Annotated in this window: 19 protein-coding genes and 1 pseudogene; 13 read left to right on the top strand and 7 right to left on the bottom strand. The window is 63.5% G+C overall.

Annotated elements, in window-relative coordinates; all coding sequences use genetic code 11:
* The 11 genes from minE to E6B08_RS07355 all read left to right on the top strand — a co-directional run bounded on the left by minE (position 1) and on the right by E6B08_RS07355 (position 10,452).
* Positions 1–255, top strand: coding sequence for a cell division topological specificity factor MinE (gene minE, locus E6B08_RS07400; RefSeq protein WP_021782476.1), 255 nt, complete (start codon positions 1–3; stop codon positions 253–255).
* Between the two features lie 142 nt (positions 256–397).
* Positions 398–1,033 carry an RluA family pseudouridine synthase gene (locus E6B08_RS07395; protein ID WP_136913426.1) on the top strand — a complete coding sequence of 212 codons (636 nt, stop codon included), beginning with the start codon at positions 398–400 and terminating at the stop codon, positions 1,031–1,033.
* Positions 1,034–1,114: 81 nt separating this feature from the next.
* Entirely contained in the window at positions 1,115–2,404 is a 1,290-nt protein-coding gene (locus tag E6B08_RS07390; RefSeq protein ID WP_136913425.1) for a M18 family aminopeptidase, read from the top strand.
* 160 nt (positions 2,405–2,564) lie between these two features.
* Positions 2,565–2,732, top strand: coding sequence for a hypothetical protein (locus E6B08_RS30790; protein ID WP_165976104.1), 168 nt, complete (start codon positions 2,565–2,567; stop codon positions 2,730–2,732).
* 45 nt (positions 2,733–2,777) lie between these two features.
* A complete protein-coding gene (locus tag E6B08_RS07385) occupies positions 2,778–4,946 on the top strand; it encodes a mechanosensitive ion channel family protein (protein WP_136913424.1) in 2,169 nt (722 codons plus the stop codon).
* 276 nt (positions 4,947–5,222) lie between these two features.
* On the top strand, positions 5,223–6,287 hold the full coding sequence (locus E6B08_RS07380) for an ABC transporter substrate-binding protein (protein WP_136913423.1): 1,065 nt from the start codon (positions 5,223–5,225) through the stop codon (positions 6,285–6,287).
* Between the two features lie 83 nt (positions 6,288–6,370).
* Complete coding sequence (locus E6B08_RS07375) at positions 6,371–7,177, top strand: alkaline phosphatase family protein (protein ID WP_136913422.1); 807 nt, start codon at positions 6,371–6,373, stop codon at positions 7,175–7,177.
* Positions 7,174–8,013, top strand: coding sequence for an ABC transporter permease (locus E6B08_RS07370; protein ID WP_136913421.1), 840 nt, complete (start codon positions 7,174–7,176; stop codon positions 8,011–8,013). The genes E6B08_RS07375 and E6B08_RS07370 overlap by 4 nt, the downstream gene beginning before the upstream one ends.
* Positions 8,003–8,797, top strand: coding sequence for an ABC transporter permease (locus tag E6B08_RS07365; protein WP_136913420.1), 795 nt, complete (start codon positions 8,003–8,005; stop codon positions 8,795–8,797). Before E6B08_RS07370 ends, E6B08_RS07365 begins: the two co-directional genes overlap by 11 nt.
* Position 8,798: 1 nt before the next feature.
* Positions 8,799–9,788, top strand: coding sequence for an ABC transporter ATP-binding protein (locus E6B08_RS07360; protein ID WP_136913419.1), 990 nt, complete (start codon positions 8,799–8,801; stop codon positions 9,786–9,788).
* 10 nt (positions 9,789–9,798) lie between these two features.
* Positions 9,799–10,452: an HAD family hydrolase gene (locus tag E6B08_RS07355; RefSeq protein WP_136913418.1), complete on the top strand. Its 654-nt coding sequence runs from the start codon at positions 9,799–9,801 to the stop codon at positions 10,450–10,452.
* Between the two features lie 121 nt (positions 10,453–10,573).
* Here the strand turns inward: E6B08_RS07355 and E6B08_RS07350 are convergent, their stop codons facing one another.
* Entirely contained in the window at positions 10,574–11,536 is a 963-nt protein-coding gene (locus tag E6B08_RS07350; protein WP_136913417.1) for an NAD(P)H-quinone oxidoreductase, read from the bottom strand.
* Positions 11,537–11,679: 143 nt separating this feature from the next.
* Between E6B08_RS07350 and E6B08_RS07345 the strand changes: the two genes are divergently transcribed.
* Together E6B08_RS07345 and E6B08_RS07340 are read left to right on the top strand one after the other, a co-directional pair.
* Positions 11,680–13,761, top strand: coding sequence for a carboxy terminal-processing peptidase (locus tag E6B08_RS07345; RefSeq protein ID WP_192938626.1), 2,082 nt, complete (start codon positions 11,680–11,682; stop codon positions 13,759–13,761).
* Between the two features lie 377 nt (positions 13,762–14,138).
* Positions 14,139–15,143, top strand: coding sequence for an EAL domain-containing protein (locus E6B08_RS07340; RefSeq protein ID WP_136913415.1), 1,005 nt, complete (start codon positions 14,139–14,141; stop codon positions 15,141–15,143).
* Here the strand turns inward: E6B08_RS07340 and E6B08_RS07335 are convergent.
* The 6 genes and pseudogenes from E6B08_RS07335 to pcaQ all read right to left on the bottom strand — a co-directional run bounded on the left by E6B08_RS07335 (position 15,106) and on the right by pcaQ (position 20,786).
* Positions 15,106–15,474, bottom strand: coding sequence for a hypothetical protein (locus E6B08_RS07335; RefSeq protein ID WP_136913414.1), 369 nt, complete (start codon positions 15,472–15,474; stop codon positions 15,106–15,108). The two genes, E6B08_RS07340 and E6B08_RS07335, sit on opposite strands and share 38 nt — an antisense overlap.
* Complete coding sequence (locus tag E6B08_RS07330; protein ID WP_136913413.1) at positions 15,471–15,809, bottom strand: helix-turn-helix domain-containing protein; 339 nt, start codon at positions 15,807–15,809, stop codon at positions 15,471–15,473. Before E6B08_RS07330 ends, E6B08_RS07335 begins: the two co-directional genes overlap by 4 nt.
* A 234-nt stretch (positions 15,810–16,043) precedes the next feature.
* Positions 16,044–17,345: an IS4 family transposase gene (locus E6B08_RS07325; protein ID WP_136917345.1), complete on the bottom strand. Its 1,302-nt coding sequence runs from the start codon at positions 17,343–17,345 to the stop codon at positions 16,044–16,046.
* 825 nt (positions 17,346–18,170) lie between these two features.
* Positions 18,171–18,610: pseudogene (locus E6B08_RS07320) on the bottom strand (YkvA family protein).
* A gap of 256 nt (positions 18,611–18,866) precedes the next feature.
* Positions 18,867–19,616: an FKBP-type peptidyl-prolyl cis-trans isomerase gene (locus E6B08_RS07315; protein ID WP_136913412.1), complete on the bottom strand. Its 750-nt coding sequence runs from the start codon at positions 19,614–19,616 to the stop codon at positions 18,867–18,869.
* 237 nt (positions 19,617–19,853) lie between these two features.
* The gene (gene pcaQ / locus E6B08_RS07310) at positions 19,854–20,786 is read right to left on the bottom strand and encodes a pca operon transcription factor PcaQ (protein ID WP_136913411.1); all 933 of its coding nucleotides are present in this window, start codon (positions 20,784–20,786) and stop codon (positions 19,854–19,856) included.
* Between the last annotated feature and the right edge of the window lie 7 nt (positions 20,787–20,793).

Raw genomic sequence — 20,793 nt, 5'->3', positions numbered from 1 at the left:
ATGAACCTTTTTGACTTCTTTCGTGGCAGGCAGAAACAAAGCAGCGCGTCGGTAGCGAAAGAGCGTCTACAGATCATCGTGGCGCACGAGCGCGGCCAGCGCAGCGAGCCTGACTACCTGCCGGCCTTGCAGAAGGAATTGCTCGAGGTAATCCGCAAGTACGTGAACATCGGTAACGACGATGTACACATCGAGCTGGAAAACCAGGGTAGCTGCTCGATTCTGGAACTGAACATCACCTTGCCTGATCGCTGATCGGGTATCGATCATTGGGGCTGCGTTGCAGCCCATCGCGGGACAAGCCCGCTCCCACAGGTACGACACGAATCCTGTAGGAGCGGGCTTGTCCCGCGATGGGCCGCAACGCGGCCCCAATGGTTTACACAGAGAACTAGCAATGCCGCTGTCAAATGTGCAGATCCTCCATGAGGACGCCGCCATCCTGGTCATCAACAAGCCGACCCTGCTGCTGTCGGTGCCAGGCCGTGCCGAGGACAACAAGGACTGCCTGATCACCCGCCTGCAGGAAAACGGCTACCCGGATGCGCTGATCGTCCACCGCCTGGACTGGGAAACCTCCGGGATCATCCTGCTGGCCCGCGATGCCGACAGCCACCGCGAGCTGTCGCGCCAGTTCCACGACCGCGAGACTGAGAAGGCCTACACCGCGCTGTGCTGGGGCCAACCGGCGCTGGACAGCGGCAGCATCGACCTGCCCCTGCGCTACGACCCGCCGACCAAGCCACGGCATGTGGTTGACCACGAGCTGGGCAAGCATGCGCTGACCTTCTGGCGGGTGCTGGAGCGCTGCGAAGATCACTGCCGGGTCGAGCTGACGCCGATCACCGGGCGTTCGCACCAGTTGCGCGTGCACATGCTGTCGATCGGGCATCCGTTGCTGGGTGACCGGCTGTATGCCAACCCCGAGGCGCTGGCCGCGCACGAGCGGCTGTGCCTGCATGCCTCGATGCTGAGCTTCACCCACCCGGTGTCCGGGGAGCGGTTGAAATTCGAGTGCCCTGCGCCTTTCTGATAGTGGCTTGCCCGCGAAGAGGCCAACACAAATCCTGATGCAACTGCGCTAAACTCGCGCCACTGCTGTCTGGAGTGACCTATGCGCGATGCACTGAATACCGGCCTGATCGAATTCCTCAAGGCTTCCCCGACGCCCTTCCATGCCACCGCGAGCCTGGCCCAGCGCCTCGAGGCTGCCGGTTTCCAGCGTCTGGACGAGCGCGACAGCTGGGCCACGGTGCCTGGCGGTCGCTATTACGTGACCCGTAACGACTCTTCGATCATCGCCATCAAGCTGGGCAAGCACGCTCCCGTGCTGAACGGCATCCGCATGGTCGGCGCACACACCGATAGCCCGTGCCTGCGGGTCAAGCCGCAACCTGAGTTGCAGCGCCAGGGTTTCCTGCAATTGGGCGTCGAAGTCTACGGTGGCGCGCTACTGGCGCCGTGGTTCGACCGCGACCTGTCGCTGGCCGGTCGGGTGACCTTCCGCCGCGACGGCAAGGTCGAGAGCCAGCTGATCGACTTCAAGCTGCCGATCGCCGTGATCCCCAACCTGGCCATCCACCTCAACCGTACCGCCAACGAAGGCTGGCAGATCAACCCGCAGAACGAGCTGCCGCCGATCCTGGCCCAGATCGCCGGTGACGAGCGCATCGACTTCCGCGCCCTGCTCACCGAACAGTTGGCCCGCGAGCACGATCTCAACGCCGATGTGGTGCTGGACTACGAGCTGAGCTTCTACGATACCCAGGACGCCGCGCTGATCGGCCTGAACGGCGACTTCATCGCCGGCGCCCGCCTGGACAACCTGCTGTCGTGCTACGCCGGCCTGCAGGCGCTGCTGGCCGCCGACAGCGACGAGACCTGCGTGCTGGTCTGCAACGACCACGAAGAGGTCGGCTCGTGCTCGGCCTGCGGCGCCGACGGCCCGATGCTCGAGCAAACCTTGCAGCGCCTGCTGCCGGACGGCGACGAGTACGTGCGTACCATCCAGCGCTCGCTGATGGTCTCGGCCGACAACGCCCACGGCGTGCATCCCAACTACGCCGACAAGCACGACGGCAACCACGGGCCCAAGCTCAATGCCGGGCCGGTGATCAAGGTCAACAACAACCAGCGCTACGCCACCAACAGCGAAACCGCCGGTTTCTTCCGCCACCTGTGCATGGCCGAAGAGGTGCCGGTACAGAGCTTCGTGGTGCGCAGCGACATGGGCTGCGGCTCGACCATCGGCCCGATCGCCGCCAGCCACCTGGGCGTGCGTACGGTCGACATCGGTCTGCCGACCTTCGCCATGCATTCGATCCGCGAGCTGTGCGGCAGCCATGACCTGGCGCACCTGGTGAAGGTGCTGGGCGCGTTCTATCGTAGCCGCGAGCTGCCCTGATTTTGCTTTGAGCAGGACCGGCCTCTTCGCGGGACAAGTCGGGGCGCCGACTTGTCCTGCGAAAAGGCCATTCGCTGCAACCACTGCTGCGGATCAATCCCCCCACCCAAGCAACCCGCTATGCTTGTTTACATGGCCCCACCGCAAAAGGATTGCCACCATGTCCCCCTTCCTCTCCCTGTTCGTGCCGGTGTTCCTGTTCCTGCTGCTGCTGACCGTCGGCTTCAGCCTGCGCGAGCGCAACATCGGCGTGGTGATGATGTGGATCGGCACCCTTGGCATCTTCGGCCTCACCTGCTGGAAGATCCTGGAGCAACTGCCGACATAAACCTCTACACTCGGTCAATTGTTCGACCCTGAGGTAGATTTTCCGGTGCATGCCCTTCTTCGTTGCCTGATCCTGCTGTTCGCCCTGTTCGCCATCCCGGCCCATGCCGCGGGCCTGCCCAGCCTGCTCGGCTCGAGCGCACCCGCCCAACCGCAAGCCACGGAGCCACTGGGCAAGTCGCTGGACGAGGTAATCAAGAGCCTGGAAAACGACGAGCAACGCGCCAAGTTGCTGGCCGACCTGAAAAAACTGCGCGATGCCACCAAGCAGACCCAACCGGACGTCGAGCAGGGTGTGCTCGGCCTCATCGGCGGCGCGCTGCACGATTTCGAAAAACAGTTCAGCGGCGACGCCAGCCCGTTCCGTCGTTGGTCGCAGGAAATCGAACAGGCCCAGGCCGAACTGTCCGACCTGGTCGTGCCGGTGCACCAATGGCCGGCGATCCTGTTCGGCTTTGCCGCGGTGATCGCGGTGTGGAGTCTGCTGGCCTGGGCCTTCAACTGGATCGGCCACCGCGTGCGCGTGCGCTTCGGCCTGACCGAGGAACTGCCGCAACACCCCCGCACCTGGGACCTGGTGCGCTTCGCCCTGCGCAAGCTGGGGCCATGGCTGGTGGCGCTGATCTTCACCGTCTACCTGAGCTTCGCCCTGCCACCTTCGCTGGGCAAGTCGCTGGCGATGGTGCTGGCCTACGCGCTGGTGGTCGGTACCTGCTTCTCGGCGATCTGCGTCATCGCCTTCTCGCTGCTCGACGGCCCGCACCGCCATCGTGCCTTGCACATCCTGCGTCACCAGGCGTTCCGCCCGCTGTGGCTGATCGGCAGCTTTGCCGCCTTTGGCGAGGCCATGAGCGACCCGCGCATGCTGGTCGCCCTGGGCACCCACCTGGCGCATGCCTTGGCGACGCTGGCCAACGTCATCGCGGCGCTGTCCACCGGGCTGTTCATCCTGCGCTTCCGTCGCCCCATCGCCCACCTGATCCGCAACCAGCCCCTGGCCAGGCGCCTGACCCGGCGCACGCTGAGCGACACCATCGAGATCCTCGGCAGCTTCTGGTTCATCCCTGCGCTGATCCTGGTGGCCATCTCGCTGTTCGCCACCTTCGTTTCGGCCGGCGACACCAGCACCGCCCTGCGCCAGTCGCTGATGTGCACGGTGCTGGTGGTGGTGTGCATGGTACTCAACGGGCTGGTGCGCCGGCATGCTGCCAACCCCAAGCGCGCCAGCAAGCGCCAGGCGGTGTACACCGAGCGCTTGCGCAACTTCGGCTATGCCCTGCTGCACGCATTCATCTGGCTGGTGTTCATCGAACTGGGCCTGCGCGTCTGGGGCCTGTCGATGATCAGCTTCGCCGAAGGCGACGGCCATGACGTCAGCCTGCGCCTGCTGGGCCTGGCCGGCACGCTGATCGCCGCCTGGCTGATCTGGATCCTGGCCGACACCGCCGTGCATCACGCGCTGGTGCATTCGCGCCGGGGCCTGGCCAACGCCCGGGCGCAAACCATGATGCCGCTGATCCGCAACGTGATGTTCGTGGCGATCTTCATCATCGCGGTCATCGTCGCGCTGGCCAACATGGGCATGAACGTCACGCCGCTGCTGGCCGGTGCCGGTGTCATCGGCCTGGCCATCGGCTTTGGCGCGCAATCGCTGGTGGCCGACCTGATCACCGGCCTGTTCATCATCATCGAGGACTCCCTGGCCATCGACGACTACGTCGATGTCGGCGGCCACCTGGGCACGGTCGAGGGCCTGACCATCCGGACCGTGCGCCTGCGCGACATCGACGGCATCGTGCACACCATCCCGTTCAGCGAGATCAAGAGCATCAAGAACTACTCGCGCGAATTCGGCTACGCCATCTTCCGCGTGGCCATCCCGCACAACATGAGCATCGACCGGGCCATCAGCCTGATCCGCGAGGTAGGCCAGAAACTGCGCAACGACCCGTTGATGCGCCGCAACATTTGGTCGCCGCTGGAGCTGCAGGGGGTAGAAAGCTTCGAGTCGGGCTCGGCGATCCTGCGGGCACGCTTCAAGACCGCGCCGATCAAGCAGTGGGAAGTGTCGCGGGCGTTCAACCTGGCATTGAAGCGCCAGCTCGACGAGGCCGGCCTGGACCTGGCGACCCCACGCCTGTCGGTGCAGGTGGTGACCGCCGGTGGTGGCGCGATGAGCGAAACGGGTGCATCGGGGGCATCTCCCTCTGCCTGAGCCCTGCCCCTCCCCCCGGTGACCTGGAGCCTGCGCCGCCCGGCGAGGCCCCAGGCCGCTGCATGAACATCCTGTGACAAGGCGACCTGATCGCCGCTGTGAACTGGTCTACGCTGTAATTCCAGGAAACTGGAACCTTCTATGCATGCCTTCTCCTACATCAAACTGCCACGCGCCTTCGCTACCGTGTCGAGGTCTGCGCGCCCGAAGCAATGCGCCCCGGCAACAGGTTCAACCAAAACACAGATCGCAAAGGCACTCCCCAAGGAGCTTCGGATGAAAAAACTGTTCATGGCGTCACTGCTCGGTTCGGCTATCACCTTGTGCACCTCGGTCATGGCCGCCGGGCCCGACCTCACGGCACTGGAAGACGCGGCTCGCAAGGAAGGCCAGGTCAACAGCGTGGGCATGCCCGACGCCTGGGCCAACTGGAAAGGCACCTGGGATGACCTGGCCAGCCAGTATGGCCTCAAGCACAGCGACACCGACATGAGCTCGGCGCAGGAAATCGCCAAGTTCGAGGCCGAGAAAAGCAACGCCAGCGCCGACATCGGCGACGTTGGCGCGGCGTTCGGCCCGATTGCCGTGGCCAAGGGCGTGACCCAACCCTACAAGCCGAGCACCTGGGACCAGGTGCCCGATTGGGCCAAGGACGAGGACGGCCACTGGGCGCTCGCCTATACCGGCACCATCGCCTTCATCATCAACAAGGACCTGGTCAAGGAAGGCGAGCGGCCGACCTCCTGGCACGACCTGGAACAGGGCAAGTACAAGGTCGCCATCGGCGATGTCGGCACCGCTGCCCAGGCCGCCAACGGCGTCCTGGCCGCGGCCATCGCCTACAAGGGCGACGAAAGCAACATCGCGCCTGGTCTCGCTTTGTTCACCAAGCTTGCCCAGCAGAAGCGCCTTTCGCTCGCCAACCCGACCATCCAGACCCTGGAAAAGGGCGAGGTCGAAGTGGGCGTGGTGTGGGACTTCAACGGCCTGAGCTACCGCGAACAGATCGACCCCAAGCGCTTCGAAGTACTGATCCCCTCCGACGGTTCGGTGATCTCGGGCTATACCACCGTGATCAACAAGTACGCCAAGCACCCGAACGCGGCCAAGCTGGCGCGTGAATACATCTTCAGCGACGCCGGTCAGATCAACCTGGCCAAGGGTCATGCCCGGCCGATCCGTGCCGAGCACTTGAAGCTGCCGGCAGACGTGCAGGCCAAGCTGCTGCCCAACGACCAGTACAAGGCCGCCCAACCGATCAAGAATGCCGAAGCCTGGGAAGCCACCTCGAAGAAACTGCCGCAGATGTGGCAGGAACAGGTGATCATCGAAATGGAGTAAGGCCCGAACCTGTCGGGGTCTGTAAGGGCCTCTTCGCGGGTAAACCCGCGAAGAAGGCAACGCGGTTTTTGACTGGAGCCACCATGCAACACAACGTCATCCTCGTCCTGCTCGACGGCCTCAACCACCAAGTCGCCCACCACGCCATGGGCCACCTGCATGCCTATGTCGAGGCCGACCGCGCCGCGCTGTATCGCGTGGAATGCGAGCTGCCCTCCCTGTCACGCCCGCTGTACGAATGCATCCTCACCGGCGTCGCGCCGATCGACAGCGGCATCGTGCACAACAACGTCAACCGCCTCTCGACCCAGCGCAGCGTGTTCCACTACGCACGCGAGGCCAACCTGGGCACCGCCGCAGCGGCCTATCACTGGATGAGCGAGCTGTACAACCGCTCGCCTTTCGATCCTCTGCGCGACCGCCATACCCATGCGCCGAAGCTGCCGATCCAGCACGGCCTGTTCTACTGGGACGACCGCTACCCCGATTCGCACCTGCTGGCCGATGCCGAGTACCTGCGCCGCCGCCACGCGCCCAACTTCCTCCTGGTGCACCCGATGAGCATCGACGACATCGGCCACCGCCACGGCCTGGACAGCAGCCAGTACCGCAATGCCGCGCGCACCGCCGACATCCTCCTGGCCGACTACCTGCCGCACTGGCTCGAGGAGGGCTACCAGGTGTTGGTCACCGCCGACCATGGCATGAACAACGACCGCTCGCACAATGGCCTGCTGGCCGAGGAGCGCGAAGTACCGCTGTTCGTCTTCGGCGAAGCGTTCAGCCTCGACCCTGCCGCCAAGCCACTGCAGACCGAGCTGTGCGGCACCATCTGCGAACTGCTCGGCGCGGCGCACGACAAGACCGTGTGTCGGGAGCTGCTCAAGTGAGGGCCGGCAACCGTGGCCGCCATCTCGCCCTGCTCTGCCTGTTGCCGTTCGCCGTGTTCTTCGTCATCTTCCAGATCGCCCCGTTGGCCTGGGTGGCCATCAGCAGCCTGCAATCGGAAACCGGCTGGGGCCTGGAAAACTTCACCAAGGTATTCGCCTCGAAGTTCTACCTGCAGGCCTTGCAGCGCAGCCTTGAAATCAGCTTCTGGTCGAGCCTGTTCGGCATCGTCATCGCCACCCTCGGCGCCTATTCGCTGCGCCAGGTGGACTCGCGGCTGCGCGATTTCGTCAGTGCGTTCGCCAACATGACCAGCAACTTTGCCGGGGTGCCGCTGGCCTTCGCCTTCATCATCCTGCTCGGTTTCAACGGCGCGCTGACCCTGCTGCTCAAGCAGATCGGCCTGCTCCAGGACTTCAGCATCTACTCCAAGAGCGGCCTGATCCTGGTGTACACCTATTTTCAGATCCCGCTCGGCGTGCTGCTGCTCTACCCCGCCTTCGACGCCCTGCGCGAAGACTGGCGCGAGTCCGCCGCGCTGCTGGGGGCCAACCATTGGCAGTACTGGCGGCACATCGGGCTACCGGTGCTTACCCCGGCACTGCTCGGCACCTTCGTCATTCTCCTGGCCAACGCCCTGGGTGCCTACGCCACGGTGTACGCGCTGACCACCGGTAACTTCAATGTGCTGCCGATCCGTATCGCCAGCCTGGTGGCGGGCGACATCAGCCTCGACCCGAACCTGGCCAGCGCCCTGGCCATGGTGCTGGTGGGTCTGATGACGCTGGTCACGGTGGTCCACCAATGGCTGCTGAAGAGGAGCTACCATGCCCGTTAAGCCCTTTTCGGCCAGCCTGTATCACCGCGTGGTGGTGTACCTGCTGTTCCTGATCCTGCTGCTGCCGCTGGCCGGGACCCTGCTCTACTCGCTGGCCACCAGCTGGTCGGCCAGCCTGCTGCCCAGCGGTTTGACCTTCAAGTGGTACCTGGCGCTGTGGAGCGAGCCACGCTTCCTCGCCGCCTTCGGCCAGTCGCTACTGGTGTGCGTGGGCGCACTGGTGCTGTCGGTGTTGCTGATCCTGCCGCTGTTGTTCGTGGTGCACTATCACTTCCCCCGGCTCGACGCACTGATGAACGTCCTCATCCTGCTGCCGTTCGCGGTGCCGCCGGTGGTGTCGTCGGTGGGGCTGCTGCAACTGTATGGCAGCGGGCCGATGGCCATGGTCGGCACGCCGTGGATCCTGATCGGCTGCTACTTCACCATCGCCCTGCCGTTCATGTACCGGGCGATCACCAACAACCTCCAGGCCATCAACCTGCGCGACCTGATGGACGCCGCCCAGTTGCTCGGCGCCAGCACCTGGCAGGCCGCCTTTCTGGTGGTACTGCCGAACCTGCGCAAAGGCCTGATGGTGGCGCTGCTGCTGTCGTTCTCGTTCCTGTTCGGCGAGTTCGTGTTCGCCAACCTGCTGGTCGGCACGCGCTACGAGACCCTGCAGGTGTACCTGAACAACATGCGCAACAGCAGCGGTCATTTCAACAGCGCCCTGGTCATCTCCTACTTCGCCTTCGTATTGGTCATGACCTGGATCGCCAACCGTCTGAACAAGGACAAGACCTGACATGAGCTTCGTCAGCGTGCAACGGCTGCACAAGCGTTACGCAGGCACCCCGGTGTTCCAGGACATCGACTGCCAGATCGAACGCGGCGAATTCGTCACCCTGCTCGGCCCCTCGGGATGCGGCAAGTCCACGTTGCTGCGCTGCATCGCCGGGCTGACCTCGGTGGACAGCGGCCGCATCCTTCTCGATGGCCACGACCTGGTGCCGCTGAGCCCGCAAAAGCGCGGCATCGGCATGGTGTTCCAGAGCTATGCGTTGTTCCCCAACATGACCGTCGAGCAGAACGTAGCCTTTGGCCTGCGCATGCAGAAAGTCGCCGGTAGCGAGCGCCAGGCGCGGGTGGCAGAAGCCCTGGCCCTGGTCGAGCTGGGCAGCTTCGCCGGGCGCTACCCAGTCCAGCTGTCGGGCGGCCAGTGCCAGCGCGTGGCCCTGGCCCGTTCACTGGTCACCCGCCCGCGCCTGCTGTTGCTCGACGAACCCCTGTCGGCGCTGGATGCGCGCATCCGCAAGCACCTGCGCGAACAGATCCGTGCCATCCAGCGCGAGCTCGGGTTGACGACCATCTTCGTGACCCACGACCAGGAAGAAGCGCTGACCATGTCGGACCGCATCTTCCTGATGAACGAAGGGCGTATCGTCCAGAGCGGTGATGCCGAAACCCTCTATACCGCCCCGGTGGACCTGTTCGCCGCGGGCTTTATCGGCAACTACAACCTGCTCGATCCACAAAGCGCCAGCCGCCTGCTGCAGCGCCCGATCGACAGCCGCCTGGCGATCCGCCCGGAAGCCATCAGCCTCGGCCGCGAGGGCGAACTGCAGGGCCTGGTGCGCAGCCACAGCCTGCTGGGCAACGTGATCCGCTACCGGGTGCAGGTGCGCGACGTGGAACTGGTGGTCGACGTGCTCAATCGCTCGTCGGCAGACCTGTACGCGGACGGCCAACAGGTGGCATTGTCCATCGACCCTACAGCATTGCGGGAAGTGGCCTAAGGAGACGTATATGGCACTGGCAATTTTCGATCTGGACGAAACCCTCATTCATGGCGACTGCGCCTCGCTCTGGAGCGAGCAGATGGCCCGCCTGGGCTGGGTCGATGGCAAGGAGTTCCTGCGCCGCGACCGTGAACTGATGGAGGCCTACGGCAGGGGCCACCTGCGCATGGAGGAATACATGGCCTTCAGCCTGGAGCCGATTGCCGGGCGTACCCTGGAGGAAGTCGCGCACCTGGTCGAGCCATGGGTCGAGGACGTGATCGAACCGATCATCTACGGCGACGCCTGCCGCTGCATTGCCGAACACCGGCAGCGCGGCGACCGCATCCTGATCATCTCGGCCAGCGGCACGCACCTGGTCGGGCCGATTGCGGCGCGCCTGGGCGTGGATGAATACCTGGCGATCGAGCTGGAGGCGGTCAATGGGGTGTATACCGGCAAGACCCATGGGGTGCTGACCTACCGCGAGGGCAAGATCACGCGGCTGATGGAGTGGCTGGACCAGGAGCAGGAGAATCTGGAGGGCGCGAGTTTCTATTCCGATTCGCGCAACGATCTGCCGTTGCTGTTGAAGGTCGACCATCCGCATGCGGTCAACCCCGATGCGGTGCTGCGTGAGCATGCACAGACCAATGGCTGGCCGATTTTGAGCTGGAGCTGAAACCTGCTGCGTCGGTTCTGGCCCCTTCGCGGGGCAAGCCCGCTCCCACAGGTCATCATTCATCCGGACACGGTGATGCGCCTGTGGGAGCGGGCTTGTCCCGCGAAGGGGCCGGGCCTGCCTACACCAGGCTAGGGTCGATCACCATCACCAGCTTGCCCGACACCTGATTGCTCTCAAGCTCGGCATACGCTGCCTGGGCGAACTCCACCGGGTAGGTATCGACCAGCTGCGGCGACAAACGCCCTTCGCTGAACAGCGGCCATACCTGCTGTTGCAGATCACGCAGCAATTCGGCCTTGAAGCCATCGTCGCGGTTGCGCAGCGTCGAGCCTGTGACCTGCAGGCGCTTGCCCAGCACCAGGGCCAGGTCCAGTTCGACCTTACGCCCACCCATAAGACCGATGATCACCCAACGCCCATCACGTGCCAGGAGCTTGAGGTTGAGCTGGCCATAGCTGGCGCCCACCGGGTCGAGGATTACATCGAACGGCCCGAAGCCTTCCAGGTCGTCGAGGTTCTCGTTACGTACCACGCCACCCGCGGCGCCGAGGGCCTGGCAGTAGTCCAGGCGGTCCTTGGAGCCAACGCTGACCCACACGGGGCTGCCGAAGGCCTTGCACAGCTGGATCGCCGCGCTACCCACGCCACTGGCACCGGCATGCACCAGTACCTTCTCGCCGGCCTTCACGCCGCCAAGCTGGAAGATGTTCAACCAGGCGGTGGCATACACCTCGGGCAACGCCGCCGCTTCATGCAGGCTCAGGCCTTCAGGTACCGGCAGCACATGGCGGGCGTCGACCACCACTTCCTCGGCCATCGCGCCGCTGGCCAACAGCGCGCATACGCGGTCACCCACGCGCCAGTCGGCACCGGCACCCACTTCCTCGATCACCCCGGCGCACTCCAGGCCCATGTACGGGCTGGCACCTGGCGGTGGCGGGTAAAGCCCCGCCTTTTGCAGCAGATCGGCGCGGTTAAGCCCCGCTGCAGCCACGCGAATGCGCACTTGGCCCGCGTCACAGGTGGGTCGTTCGGCTTCGCCCCAGGTCACATGTCCGTCAACGCCTTGCAATGCCTTCACAGTGCCTCCATAGTTGAATCATATGACTGAGCCTGGGACCGCTATGTCCCAGGCTTTTTGCAGTATGCGACCGGATCTTTGGAACCGGCGAACGGAAAAGACGGCCTACTATGCGTGATCAATTGCCTCCACGTCGAATCAGCATGAAGCAATTCCTTCCCAGCACCGCCCTCGCCATGGTCATCGGCCTTGGCAGCCTCGCGCTCGGCGGCAATGCGTCGGCCGCCAACAAGTGGGACAGCTTGCAGCCTGACCGCGACGAGATCGTCGCCAGCCTCAACGTGGTCGAGCTGCTCAAGCGCCACCACTACAGCAAACCGCCGCTGGACGACGCCCGCTCCGTCATCATCTACGACAGCTACATCAAGCTGCTGGACCCGGCGCGCAGTTACTTCACCGCCGCCGACATCGCCGAATTCGACAAGTGGAAGACGCAATTCGACGACTTCCTCAAGAGCGGTAACCTCGACCCTGGTTTCACCATCTACAAACGCTACCTCGACCGCGTCAAATCGCGGCTGGACTTCGCCCTGGCCGAGCTGGCCAAGGGCGTCGACAAAATGGACTTCACCACCCGCGAGACCTTGCTGGTCGACCGCAAGGACGCGCCGTGGATGAAAAACCAGGCCGAACTCGACGACCTGTGGCGCAAACGCGTCAAGGACGAGGTGCTGCGCCAGAAGCTGGCCGGCAAGGATCCCAAGCAGATCCAGGAAACCCTGACCAAGCGCTACAAGAATCAGCTGGCGCGCCTCGACCAGACCCGTGCCGAAGACATCTTCCAGGCCTACATCAACACCTTCGCCCAGTCCTACGACCCGCACACCAACTACCTGTCGCCGGACAACGCGGAAAACTTCGACATCAACATGAGCCTGTCGCTCGAGGGCATCGGCGCGGTGCTGCAGAGCGACAACGACCAGGTCAAGATCGTGCGCCTGGTGCCGGCAGGCCCGGCGGCCAAGACCAAGCAGGTGGCCCCGGCCGACAAGATCATCGGCGTGGCCCAGGGCAACAAGGAAATGGTCGACGTGGTCGGCTGGCGCCTGGACGAAGTGGTCAAGCTGATCCGTGGCCCGAAAGGCTCGGTGGTGCGTCTGGAAATCATCCCGGCCAGCAATGCACCGAACGACCAGACCACGAAGATCGTCGCGATCACCCGCGAGGCGGTCAAGCTCGAGGAGCAGGCGGCCAAGAAGTCGGTGCTCAAGCTCAAGCAGGATGGGCGTGACTACAAGCTGGGCATCATCGAGATCCCGGCGTTCTACCTCGACTTCAAGGCCTACCGTGCTGGCGACCCCGAGTACAAGAGCACTACGCGTGACGTGAAGAAGCTGCTCACCGAGTTGCAGAAGGAAAAAGTCGACGGTGTGGTCATTGACCTGCGCAACAATGGTGGTGGCTCGCTGCAGGAAGCCACCGAGCTGACCAGCCTGTTCATCGACAAGGGCCCGACGGTGCTGGTGCGCAACAGCGACGGTCGCGTCGACGTGCTCGAAGACGAGAACACCGGCGCCTTCTACAAAGGCCCGCTGGCGCTGCTGGTGAACCGACTCTCGGCCTCGGCCTCAGAGATCTTCGCCGGCGCCATGCAGGACTACCACCGCGCGCTGATCATCGGTGGCCAGACCTTCGGCAAGGGCACCGTGCAGACCATCCAGCCGCTCAACCATGGCGAGCTGAAGCTGACCCTGGCCAAGTTCTACCGGGTTTCCGGGCAGAGCACCCAGCACCAGGGCGTGCTGCCGGACATCGACTACCCGTCGATCATCGACACCAAGGAAATCGGCGAAAGCGCCCTGCCCGAAGCGATGCCATGGGACACCATTCGTCCAGTGGTCAAGCCTGCGGCCGACCCGTTCAAACCGTACCTGGCCCAGCTCAAGGCGCAGCATGAGGCGCGCAGCGCCAAGGATGCCGAGTTCACCTACATCCGTGACCGCCTGGCGCTGACGCAAAAGCTGATGAATGAGAAGACCGTCAGCCTCAACGAGCAGGAGCGCCGCGCGCGCCACGATGAGATCGAGGCCAAGCAACTGGCCCTGGAGAACATCCGCCGCAAGGCCAAGGGCGAAGAGCCGCTCAAGGAGCTGAAGAAGGAAGACGAGGACGCCCTGCCGGCGGAGGATGAAGACACCAAGCCGGAGGACGACGCCTATCTGTCCGAAACCGGTCGCATTTTGCTCGACTACCTGAGCGCCAGCTCGCAGGTGGCCAAGCACTGAGGCATGGGCTGTAACGCAAAAGGGGCGAACATTTAGGTGTTCGCCCCTTTTTTGTGTGCGTTTGAGAAATTCAGTGCCGTATGTATCGAGCGCTGTGCGGGCGGCGCTCGATCTGGAAATCACCCCAGCCTGCAGCACAACAGGGCGATCAGTGTCTGCGTTTCATTCAGACGCCTTCGAAACCTTTGAGCACCTGCTGCTCGGGGCGCAGCGCGAGCACCGCGGCCTCGTCAACGCCATTGGTCTGGCAGGCCGTGCGCATTCGCAACGAATGATGGCAGTTTGACGTCGTCCGTCATCAAACAGTCATCGCCCTGTCGTGAAATACCTGGGCCGGACATGCCGCTGTCCTGGCCCCTCATTTTCAGGAACCCGTCATGACCGTCGCCGAACAGCTCAGTGCCTTGAGCGCCATCCTGGCTCATCGCCGCATCCACAGCCTGTTCCAACCGATCGTGAGCCTCGCCGGCCAGCGGGTGATCGGCTACGAAGCGCTCTGCCGCGGGCCGTCCAACAGCCCCCTGCACTCGCCGCTGAATCTCTTCGCCATCGCCCGCCAGGCCGGCCGCCTGACCGAACTCGAAGCGGTCTGCCGGGAGAGCGCCTGCCGCCGCTTCAGCGAGCAAAACCTCGAAGGCAAGTTGTTCCTCAACATCTCTCCTGAGTCGCTGCTCGAACCGCACTACCCGTCTGGGCGCACCCTCAAGTTGCTCGAACAGGTCGGCCTGGCCCCAGGTCGGGTGGTGATCGAGTTGACCGAGCAGACCCCCACCGACGACTTCCAGTTGCTGTCCACCGCCCTGCATCACTACCGCGACATGGGTTTTTCGATTGCCCTGGATGACCTGGGCGCGGGTTATTCGAGCTTGCGCCTGTGGTCGGAGCTACGTCCCGAGTATGTGAAGATCGACCGCCATTTCATCGATGGCATTCATCGGGATCCGCTCAAGCGCGAGTTCGTCGGCTCGATCCTGCAGATCGCACGGGCATCCAGGGCGCAGGTGATTGCCGAAGGTATCGAATTGCCCGAGGAGTTGGCGGTGTTGAGCGACATGGGCGTCGACCTGGTGCAGGGCTACCTGCTGGGGCGGCCGCAGGAAGTGGCAGTGCGCGAAAGCCCACTGCTGCCGATGACGGAAGTCGATACGCAAGTGGCCGTTCAACCGCGCGTGGGCCTGGATGCCACGCTGGGACAGGTGATGGCGCTGTTTGGCCGGTGTGCCGGGCTGCGAGAACTGGAATTGCTGGATGCCGCTGGGCGGCCTTGTGGGGTGATTCACAGGGATGCCTTGCCCGCTGCGGCCCCTTCGCGGACTTGGTCACGACAGGCCCCTGCAGACACCCTCAGGCTTCTTCGGGATAGCTGTACTCGAAGACCCTGACCACCTCGGAGGCATGCCACGACGCCGCCTCCATGCCGTCGACCGGGCCCGAGAAGCGGCCCAGACGTTCCACGCATTCGAAAAAGCCAGTACGCGGCAAGCGGCTGGCGCCCTGGCTGATGACCAGCGAACTGCGCAGCGGCTGTTCGGCGCGGGCATCGAGCAGCGCCAGGTACTCCAGCGCGGCGGTGAGCGTCTGCATCGCCGGCGTGGGCAACTGCAGGCGCTCCAGCAATGCGCGATAGGTGAGCAGGTGACGTTGTCGGCGGGCCAGGTCAAGCTCGTCCAGCAGGTTCTGCCAATGCTGGCGGCTGATCCTGACCTGGCTCATGACGGCTCGCTCCAGCCGGCCACGCCCAGATGCCAGGCCAGGGCGCGGCGGATGGCGGCATCGGGCTGGCGTTCGCCCGACTCGATCATGGCCAGATAGGCCGGGCTGACGCCCACGTTACGCGCCAACTGCTCGGGCGCGATGCCTTTGGCCTCGCGCAACCGCGCCACCTCGCTGAATGCCGGCAGGCTGACTGCTTCGCTCGCCGCAGCCGTCTCGCCGCCCTCGACCACTGCCGGCGCCTGCCCTGCCGCCTTGAGCAAGGCCTGATACTGCTCCCAGGGAACGACTGCGTACTCCGGCTGACCGTCCCGGCTGATGACCTGAATACCCATTACAACCCCCTCACGTAGGCCTACAGCATGTAATCCGTAGGCATAATCCTTATGCCAATTATATTACCAAGCGCGGGAGTGTGTGCGGTTCAAGGCAAATTCAGGTTCTTCGCGGATTTTCCGGGAGCTTGGCTTGGCTTGGCTTGGCTTGGCTTGGCTTGGCATTTAGCTCGTGAGCTGATCCATTGTGTGTAGCGGCGCTACTGGCCCCTTCCGCCTTTACGGCCATCCCTTTCAAGGTCTTTTGGTTTTGGCGGCCTTAATGACCCGATCGGTTGAAACGTGTGCATGCACTGCCGTGCCTTGGACCCAGGCTTTGGGCTTGGGCACCTTGGGACCTCGGGGGCTTTTAGCTACTTGCTTGGGCTGGATGTTTCTGGCCAGTTCAAGTAGCCGCCGGGCCAGGTCTTCCATAGAGACAACCGGCATGTACTCGGTTGGCAAGGCAATCTGCATGCCTTCGTAACCTCCTCTGATCTGCACCGCCAAGTGATAGATCGAAGCTTCCCAATTCTCGGGCAAGGCATCGCGGTGAGCCTGTTCAACACTTCGCTTGAGCAAGGCCAGAACGTTGTATGCCAGCACGGCAGTGGTGAATCCAAGCAAGGCCGCTCGCGGACTGCCGAGGGTTTCGATTTCACTTTCCAGAATCGCTTCCAGTCGCTGGAACATCCCCTCAATGCTCCAGCGACGCCGATAGAAATCTGCGATCTGTTGTGCACTGATGCTCTCGGGCAGGTTGCTCCAGAACATCAAGCTTTTGTCACCTGAGTCATTTGGTGAATGAAGTGTCAGTTCCACACGCCGCCAGCGGTGCCCGCCTTTTACTTCGATGGATTGTTCGCGCACTGTGCCTGTCGCTACGGGCATTGGCGCCTGCCACTCACTCTCCTGGATCAAGCGTGGATGCTTGGCCTGCTGGCGAATGACAAACGATGTGTTCACCTGCTCGCATGCCTCCATTACAGGCAGCGTGCAGTAGAGCCGGTCAGCAATCCAAACCTGATTGGCCTTTGCTTCAGCCAGCAACGGCAAAACACAAACTCGTTCGCTTGTGTAGGCGTCCTCGCACGGCTGGAGGTCAATTACCTGATCCAGATCGGGGTCGTAAACCACCACCGAGAACCCGGGGCGAGCCGCCCCGCGCTCTTGGCGCAACGCGCCAAGACGCTTTTCGGTAGAGGCCAAGTGGCTTCCATCGACCACTCGAACTTGCCAGCCAGGAAGCATGGCTGAACAGCCCAATTCATGGATTGTGGGCGCCAAGCGCCGCGCGCAGCCTGTCACCAGAGCACGCAACAGGGCAGGTTCGGTTCGACTGATCTTGTCGTACAGGGCTGCCAAGCTGACGGGAAGGTCGTCCAGTTGTCTGGCCGCAGCATGCAGCGATGGCTTCAAACCCAATGAAACAAGCGACATCAACTTGACGATGGTCGAGAACAGCAGCTCGCGAGAATACTGCCGTTGCCGGTGCTCCTCGAAAACCTGATCGATCCACTCCGGCGCAATGGCCTGCTCCAAGGCAAGTTTGGCCATTACGCTGGCGGGTGCTTTTTTCTCGAATCGCGCTAGTACATCAGCCCACATCTCGGATCTTCCTGACTGGATTTCAGTGGATTCTACCGAAGACCTTGAAAGGGATGGCCTTTACGGCGGGTCCCTTTTGTCTTGGCAAAAGGGACGCAAAACCGCTCGCTCCTGCATCCGGCCCTCCGCTTCGCTACGGGTCCCCTCGCTACGGCGCCTTCCGGGCCCGCGCGGCCTACGACTTGCTGCGCAAGTCTACATCTCGCGCCTTCGGCTTCGCCGAAGGGTGCTGCGCACCTGGCCCTACAGGCGCCTACGCTCGGCCTCCTGACGTCGCGAAGTTAGCGGCGGCGGCTGCACTGGCGTTATCTTCGAAAGACAGACCGCGCTAGCCGCTACAACACAAAGCGATAGGTAAACAGCGAGAGCGCAGCGATTCGCCTGCCATTGCTCTGGCTCTTGATCTGGCTCTTGATCTGGCTCTTGATCTACCCGCGACCTCAGGAGGCCGAGCGTAGGCGGCTGGAGGGCCAGGTGCGAAGCACCCTCCGGCGTAGCCGGAGGCGCGAGATGTAGACTTGCGGAGCAAGTCGTAGGCCGCGCGGGCCCGCAAGCCGCCGAAGCGAGGGAACCCCGAAGCGCAGCGTAGGGGCCGTATGTGGGAGCAAGCGGTTTTGAGCAACTTTTTCCAAGAAAAAAGTTGCCCGCCGTAAAGGCGGAAGGGGCCAGTAGCGCCGCTACATCCCTCGGATCAGCCCCCGATCCCAAAGCCCAATCCCAAGGCCCAATCCCAAAACCCAACCCCAAACCCCACTAATCCAAGAAGAGTCCAAATCAGCGGGTATTGCGCTCCAGGCTCAGGGCTTTAGGAGTGTCCGGCAAACGTTCCACCACGCGCAGACGTTCCGGAGCCTGGCTGTCACGCCACGCCCTGAAGCGCGCCAACTCATCGGCCACAGTCTTGAGCACCCACCCGAGCACGGCGATGTCATCGAGGAAACCGACACCCAGCAGCCAGTCGGGGATCGCATCGATGGGGCTGACGAAGTACAGCAACCCGGCGACGATGGTCACCAGCGCCTTGGGGCTGATGGCCCGGTACTCACCCCGCCACCAGGCCAGGCACAGCGACTGCAGCAGCCGCACATCGTCACGCAGCTGGCCGAGACGTGGGCCCTTGCGAGCCACGGCAAACAGCAAGGCCGGCAACCGGCCCGGCTGAGCAGTCGCTCGGCCAGGGGCAGGAAACGGGCGAAATTCCAGGGTGCGCTCATAGGGCCTCCAGCAGCGATAGGTTATCCACATTTATTGTGGATAACCTTGTGAACAGGGCGAATTTTCCAACGTCAGGCGCCCACGAGGCAAGGGCCCCGGTCAGATCGGGCGTTTTTTACACAGCGGTTTCAAGCCTCGCAAACGTTTTGACGTCAGGCCGCATTGGCTAGGACACCCCGCGCTGCGGCAGGTTCGTTCCGGGCAAAAACGACAACGCCCCGTCGAGGCGGGGCGTTGTCGGCAAGGCCGGCGATGTTACTTGGCCGGCGCTTCGGCTGGGGCTTCGGCCGGAGCCTCGCCCTGCAGCTGGGCCGGGTCCTTGATGCCGAGCAGCTCGAGGTCGAACACCAGCACCGAGTTGGCCGGAATCAGCGGGCTCGGGCTCTGGGCGCCGTAGGCCAGCTCAGCCGGGATGTACAGCTTGTACTTCTCGCCGACGTGCATCAGCTGCAGGCCTTCGACCCAACCTGGGATCACGCCGCTAACCGGCAGGTCGATCGGGCTGCCGCGTTCGACCGAGCTGTCGAAGACCTTGCCGTCGATCAGCTTGCCTTCGTAGTGAACGGTGACCACGTCGGTAGCCTTGGGCTGCGGGCCGTCGGCCTTCTTGACCACTTCGTACTGCAGGCCCGAAGCGGTGGTGACCACGCCAGGCTTCTTGGCGTTTTCTTCGAGGAATTTCTTACCGGCAGCGGAGGCTTCTTCGCTGGCCTTGGCCAGGCGCTCCTCGGCACGCTTCTGCAACGAGGTGAACGCTTCTACCAGCTCGTCGTCCTTGATGCGCTGCTCTTTCTTGCCGACAGCGTCTTCGATGCCAAGGGCTACCGCTTTCGAATCAAGGTCTTCCATGCCTTCCTGAGCCAGGCTCTTGCCCATGTTCAGGCCGATACCGTAGGAAGCTTTCTGTGCCGGAGTTTTCAGCTCGGGAGTGCTGGCTTGTTGATCACAGCCAGCCAGTACCAGGCCTACCAGGGCAACCGCAGCCGCCAAACGATGCTGTTTCATGCTATTTCCTTGTTCATGCGCCATAGGGGCAATCAGGGTAAAGCCGCGAGCTTAGCAGGCGGCCACAACCAATGGCTACCGGCATAAGAGGGGGTTTGGGCCCATAAGTTCAGTACTTAACAGCTTCTTCATGTGCAGGGCTGCAGCCATTGGCCAGTATTGACCCGTTGTGTCGGTTTTGCCCGATGTGCGCGCTGATTTATTTCCGTTGGCGCTGAGCGTTGTCCTACAGCACTTTCAGGGATAGAGGCCGTCCCGATACTGCCCGGCCACCTCGCGCAGCACCTCGCATACCCACTGCCCCGGCAGGCTCTGCGCCAATGCCGCATTGCGGCAGATGCCTACCGAACCGCCCGGCTCGCGCACGCCAAGGTCGAGCTCGGCCAGCTCGCCGCAGCGCAGGTCGATCAACACCGCATCGCGCGGTGCCACCCAAACCGCGTCGCTGCCCAGCAGGTAGCGACGGCTGAGCGCCAGCGACAGGGTTTCCAGGCGCTGCGCCGAAGGCTCGATGCCACATTGCACGAACAGGCTGTCGGCATGCTGGCGGATGGTGGTGCCCGGCGGCGGCAGCACCAGCGGATAGTGCCCCACCCGCGCCCGCTCCACCGGCGTGCTGGCCAGCAGCGGGTGGCCGGGGCGCACCACCAGGGCCATCGACTCGCTGTACAGGTGCTCGAAGGACAGCCCCTGGATCTGCGGGCTGTCGGTCATGCGCCCGACCACCAGCTCCAGCTCGCCCAGGTGCAATTGCCCGAGCAATTGCGCACTGACGCCAGTGACCACGCTGATCAGCAACGCTTCGTGGCGTTGATGCAGACGGCACAACACCTCGGGCATGAGCAGGCCCTCGACCGTCGACAGCACGCCAATACGCACCTGCGAAGGTGCCCGGGCCTCGCCGCGCAGGCTGCTCACGCCGTCCCTCAGGGCTTGCACGCTGGGCCCGGCGTAGCGCATGAACCGGGTGCCGGCCGGAGTCAGCTCGACGCCCTGGCGGCTGCGCTCGAACAAGCGCGTTTCGAGCAGGTCTTCGAGTTCCTTCAGGGTCTTGGAAATCGCCGGTTGGCTGATGGCCAGGATGTCGGCCGCCCTGGCCAGGCTGCCCTGCCGGGCAATCTCCAGGAAGCACAGCAGGTGGCGGTACTTGATACGGGTGTCGAGGTTCATGCGGCAA

It is taken from the genome of Pseudomonas putida (assembly GCF_005080685.1).
In the GTDB taxonomy this organism is placed as follows: domain Bacteria; phylum Pseudomonadota; class Gammaproteobacteria; order Pseudomonadales; family Pseudomonadaceae; genus Aquipseudomonas; species Aquipseudomonas putida_V.
Note: the sequence above shows the minus strand (reverse complement) of the source record. Positions and strands in the feature narration are given on the sequence as shown.

What these genes read in the sequence shown, in the direction of transcription:
- E6B08_RS07375 (WP_136913422.1), top strand. Translation starts at nt 6,371, where the DNA reads ATGCAACACAACGTCATCCTCGTCCTGCTCGACGGCCTCAACCACCAA.
- E6B08_RS07395 (WP_136913426.1), top strand. Translation starts at nt 398, where the DNA reads ATGCCGCTGTCAAATGTGCAGATCCTCCATGAGGACGCCGCCATCCTG.
- E6B08_RS07325 (WP_136917345.1), bottom strand. Translation starts at nt 17,345, where the DNA reads ATGGCCAAACTTGCCTTGGAGCAGGCCATTGCGCCGGAGTGGATCGAT.
- E6B08_RS07335 (WP_136913414.1), bottom strand. Translation starts at nt 15,474, where the DNA reads ATGAGCCAGGTCAGGATCAGCCGCCAGCATTGGCAGAACCTGCTGGAC.
- E6B08_RS07360 (WP_136913419.1), top strand. Translation starts at nt 8,799, where the DNA reads ATGAGCTTCGTCAGCGTGCAACGGCTGCACAAGCGTTACGCAGGCACC.
- minE (WP_021782476.1), top strand. Translation starts at nt 1, where the DNA reads ATGAACCTTTTTGACTTCTTTCGTGGCAGGCAGAAACAAAGCAGCGCG.
- E6B08_RS07345 (WP_192938626.1), top strand. Translation starts at nt 11,680, where the DNA reads ATGAAGCAATTCCTTCCCAGCACCGCCCTCGCCATGGTCATCGGCCTT.
- E6B08_RS07365 (WP_136913420.1), top strand. Translation starts at nt 8,003, where the DNA reads ATGCCCGTTAAGCCCTTTTCGGCCAGCCTGTATCACCGCGTGGTGGTG.
- pcaQ (WP_136913411.1), bottom strand. Translation starts at nt 20,786, where the DNA reads ATGAACCTCGACACCCGTATCAAGTACCGCCACCTGCTGTGCTTCCTG.
- E6B08_RS30790 (WP_165976104.1), top strand. Translation starts at nt 2,565, where the DNA reads ATGTCCCCCTTCCTCTCCCTGTTCGTGCCGGTGTTCCTGTTCCTGCTG.
- E6B08_RS07330 (WP_136913413.1), bottom strand. Translation starts at nt 15,809, where the DNA reads ATGGGTATTCAGGTCATCAGCCGGGACGGTCAGCCGGAGTACGCAGTC.
- E6B08_RS07315 (WP_136913412.1), bottom strand. Translation starts at nt 19,616, where the DNA reads ATGAAACAGCATCGTTTGGCGGCTGCGGTTGCCCTGGTAGGCCTGGTA.
- E6B08_RS07390 (WP_136913425.1), top strand. Translation starts at nt 1,115, where the DNA reads ATGCGCGATGCACTGAATACCGGCCTGATCGAATTCCTCAAGGCTTCC.
- E6B08_RS07340 (WP_136913415.1), top strand. Translation starts at nt 14,139, where the DNA reads ATGACCGTCGCCGAACAGCTCAGTGCCTTGAGCGCCATCCTGGCTCAT.
- E6B08_RS07380 (WP_136913423.1), top strand. Translation starts at nt 5,223, where the DNA reads ATGAAAAAACTGTTCATGGCGTCACTGCTCGGTTCGGCTATCACCTTG.
- E6B08_RS07355 (WP_136913418.1), top strand. Translation starts at nt 9,799, where the DNA reads ATGGCACTGGCAATTTTCGATCTGGACGAAACCCTCATTCATGGCGAC.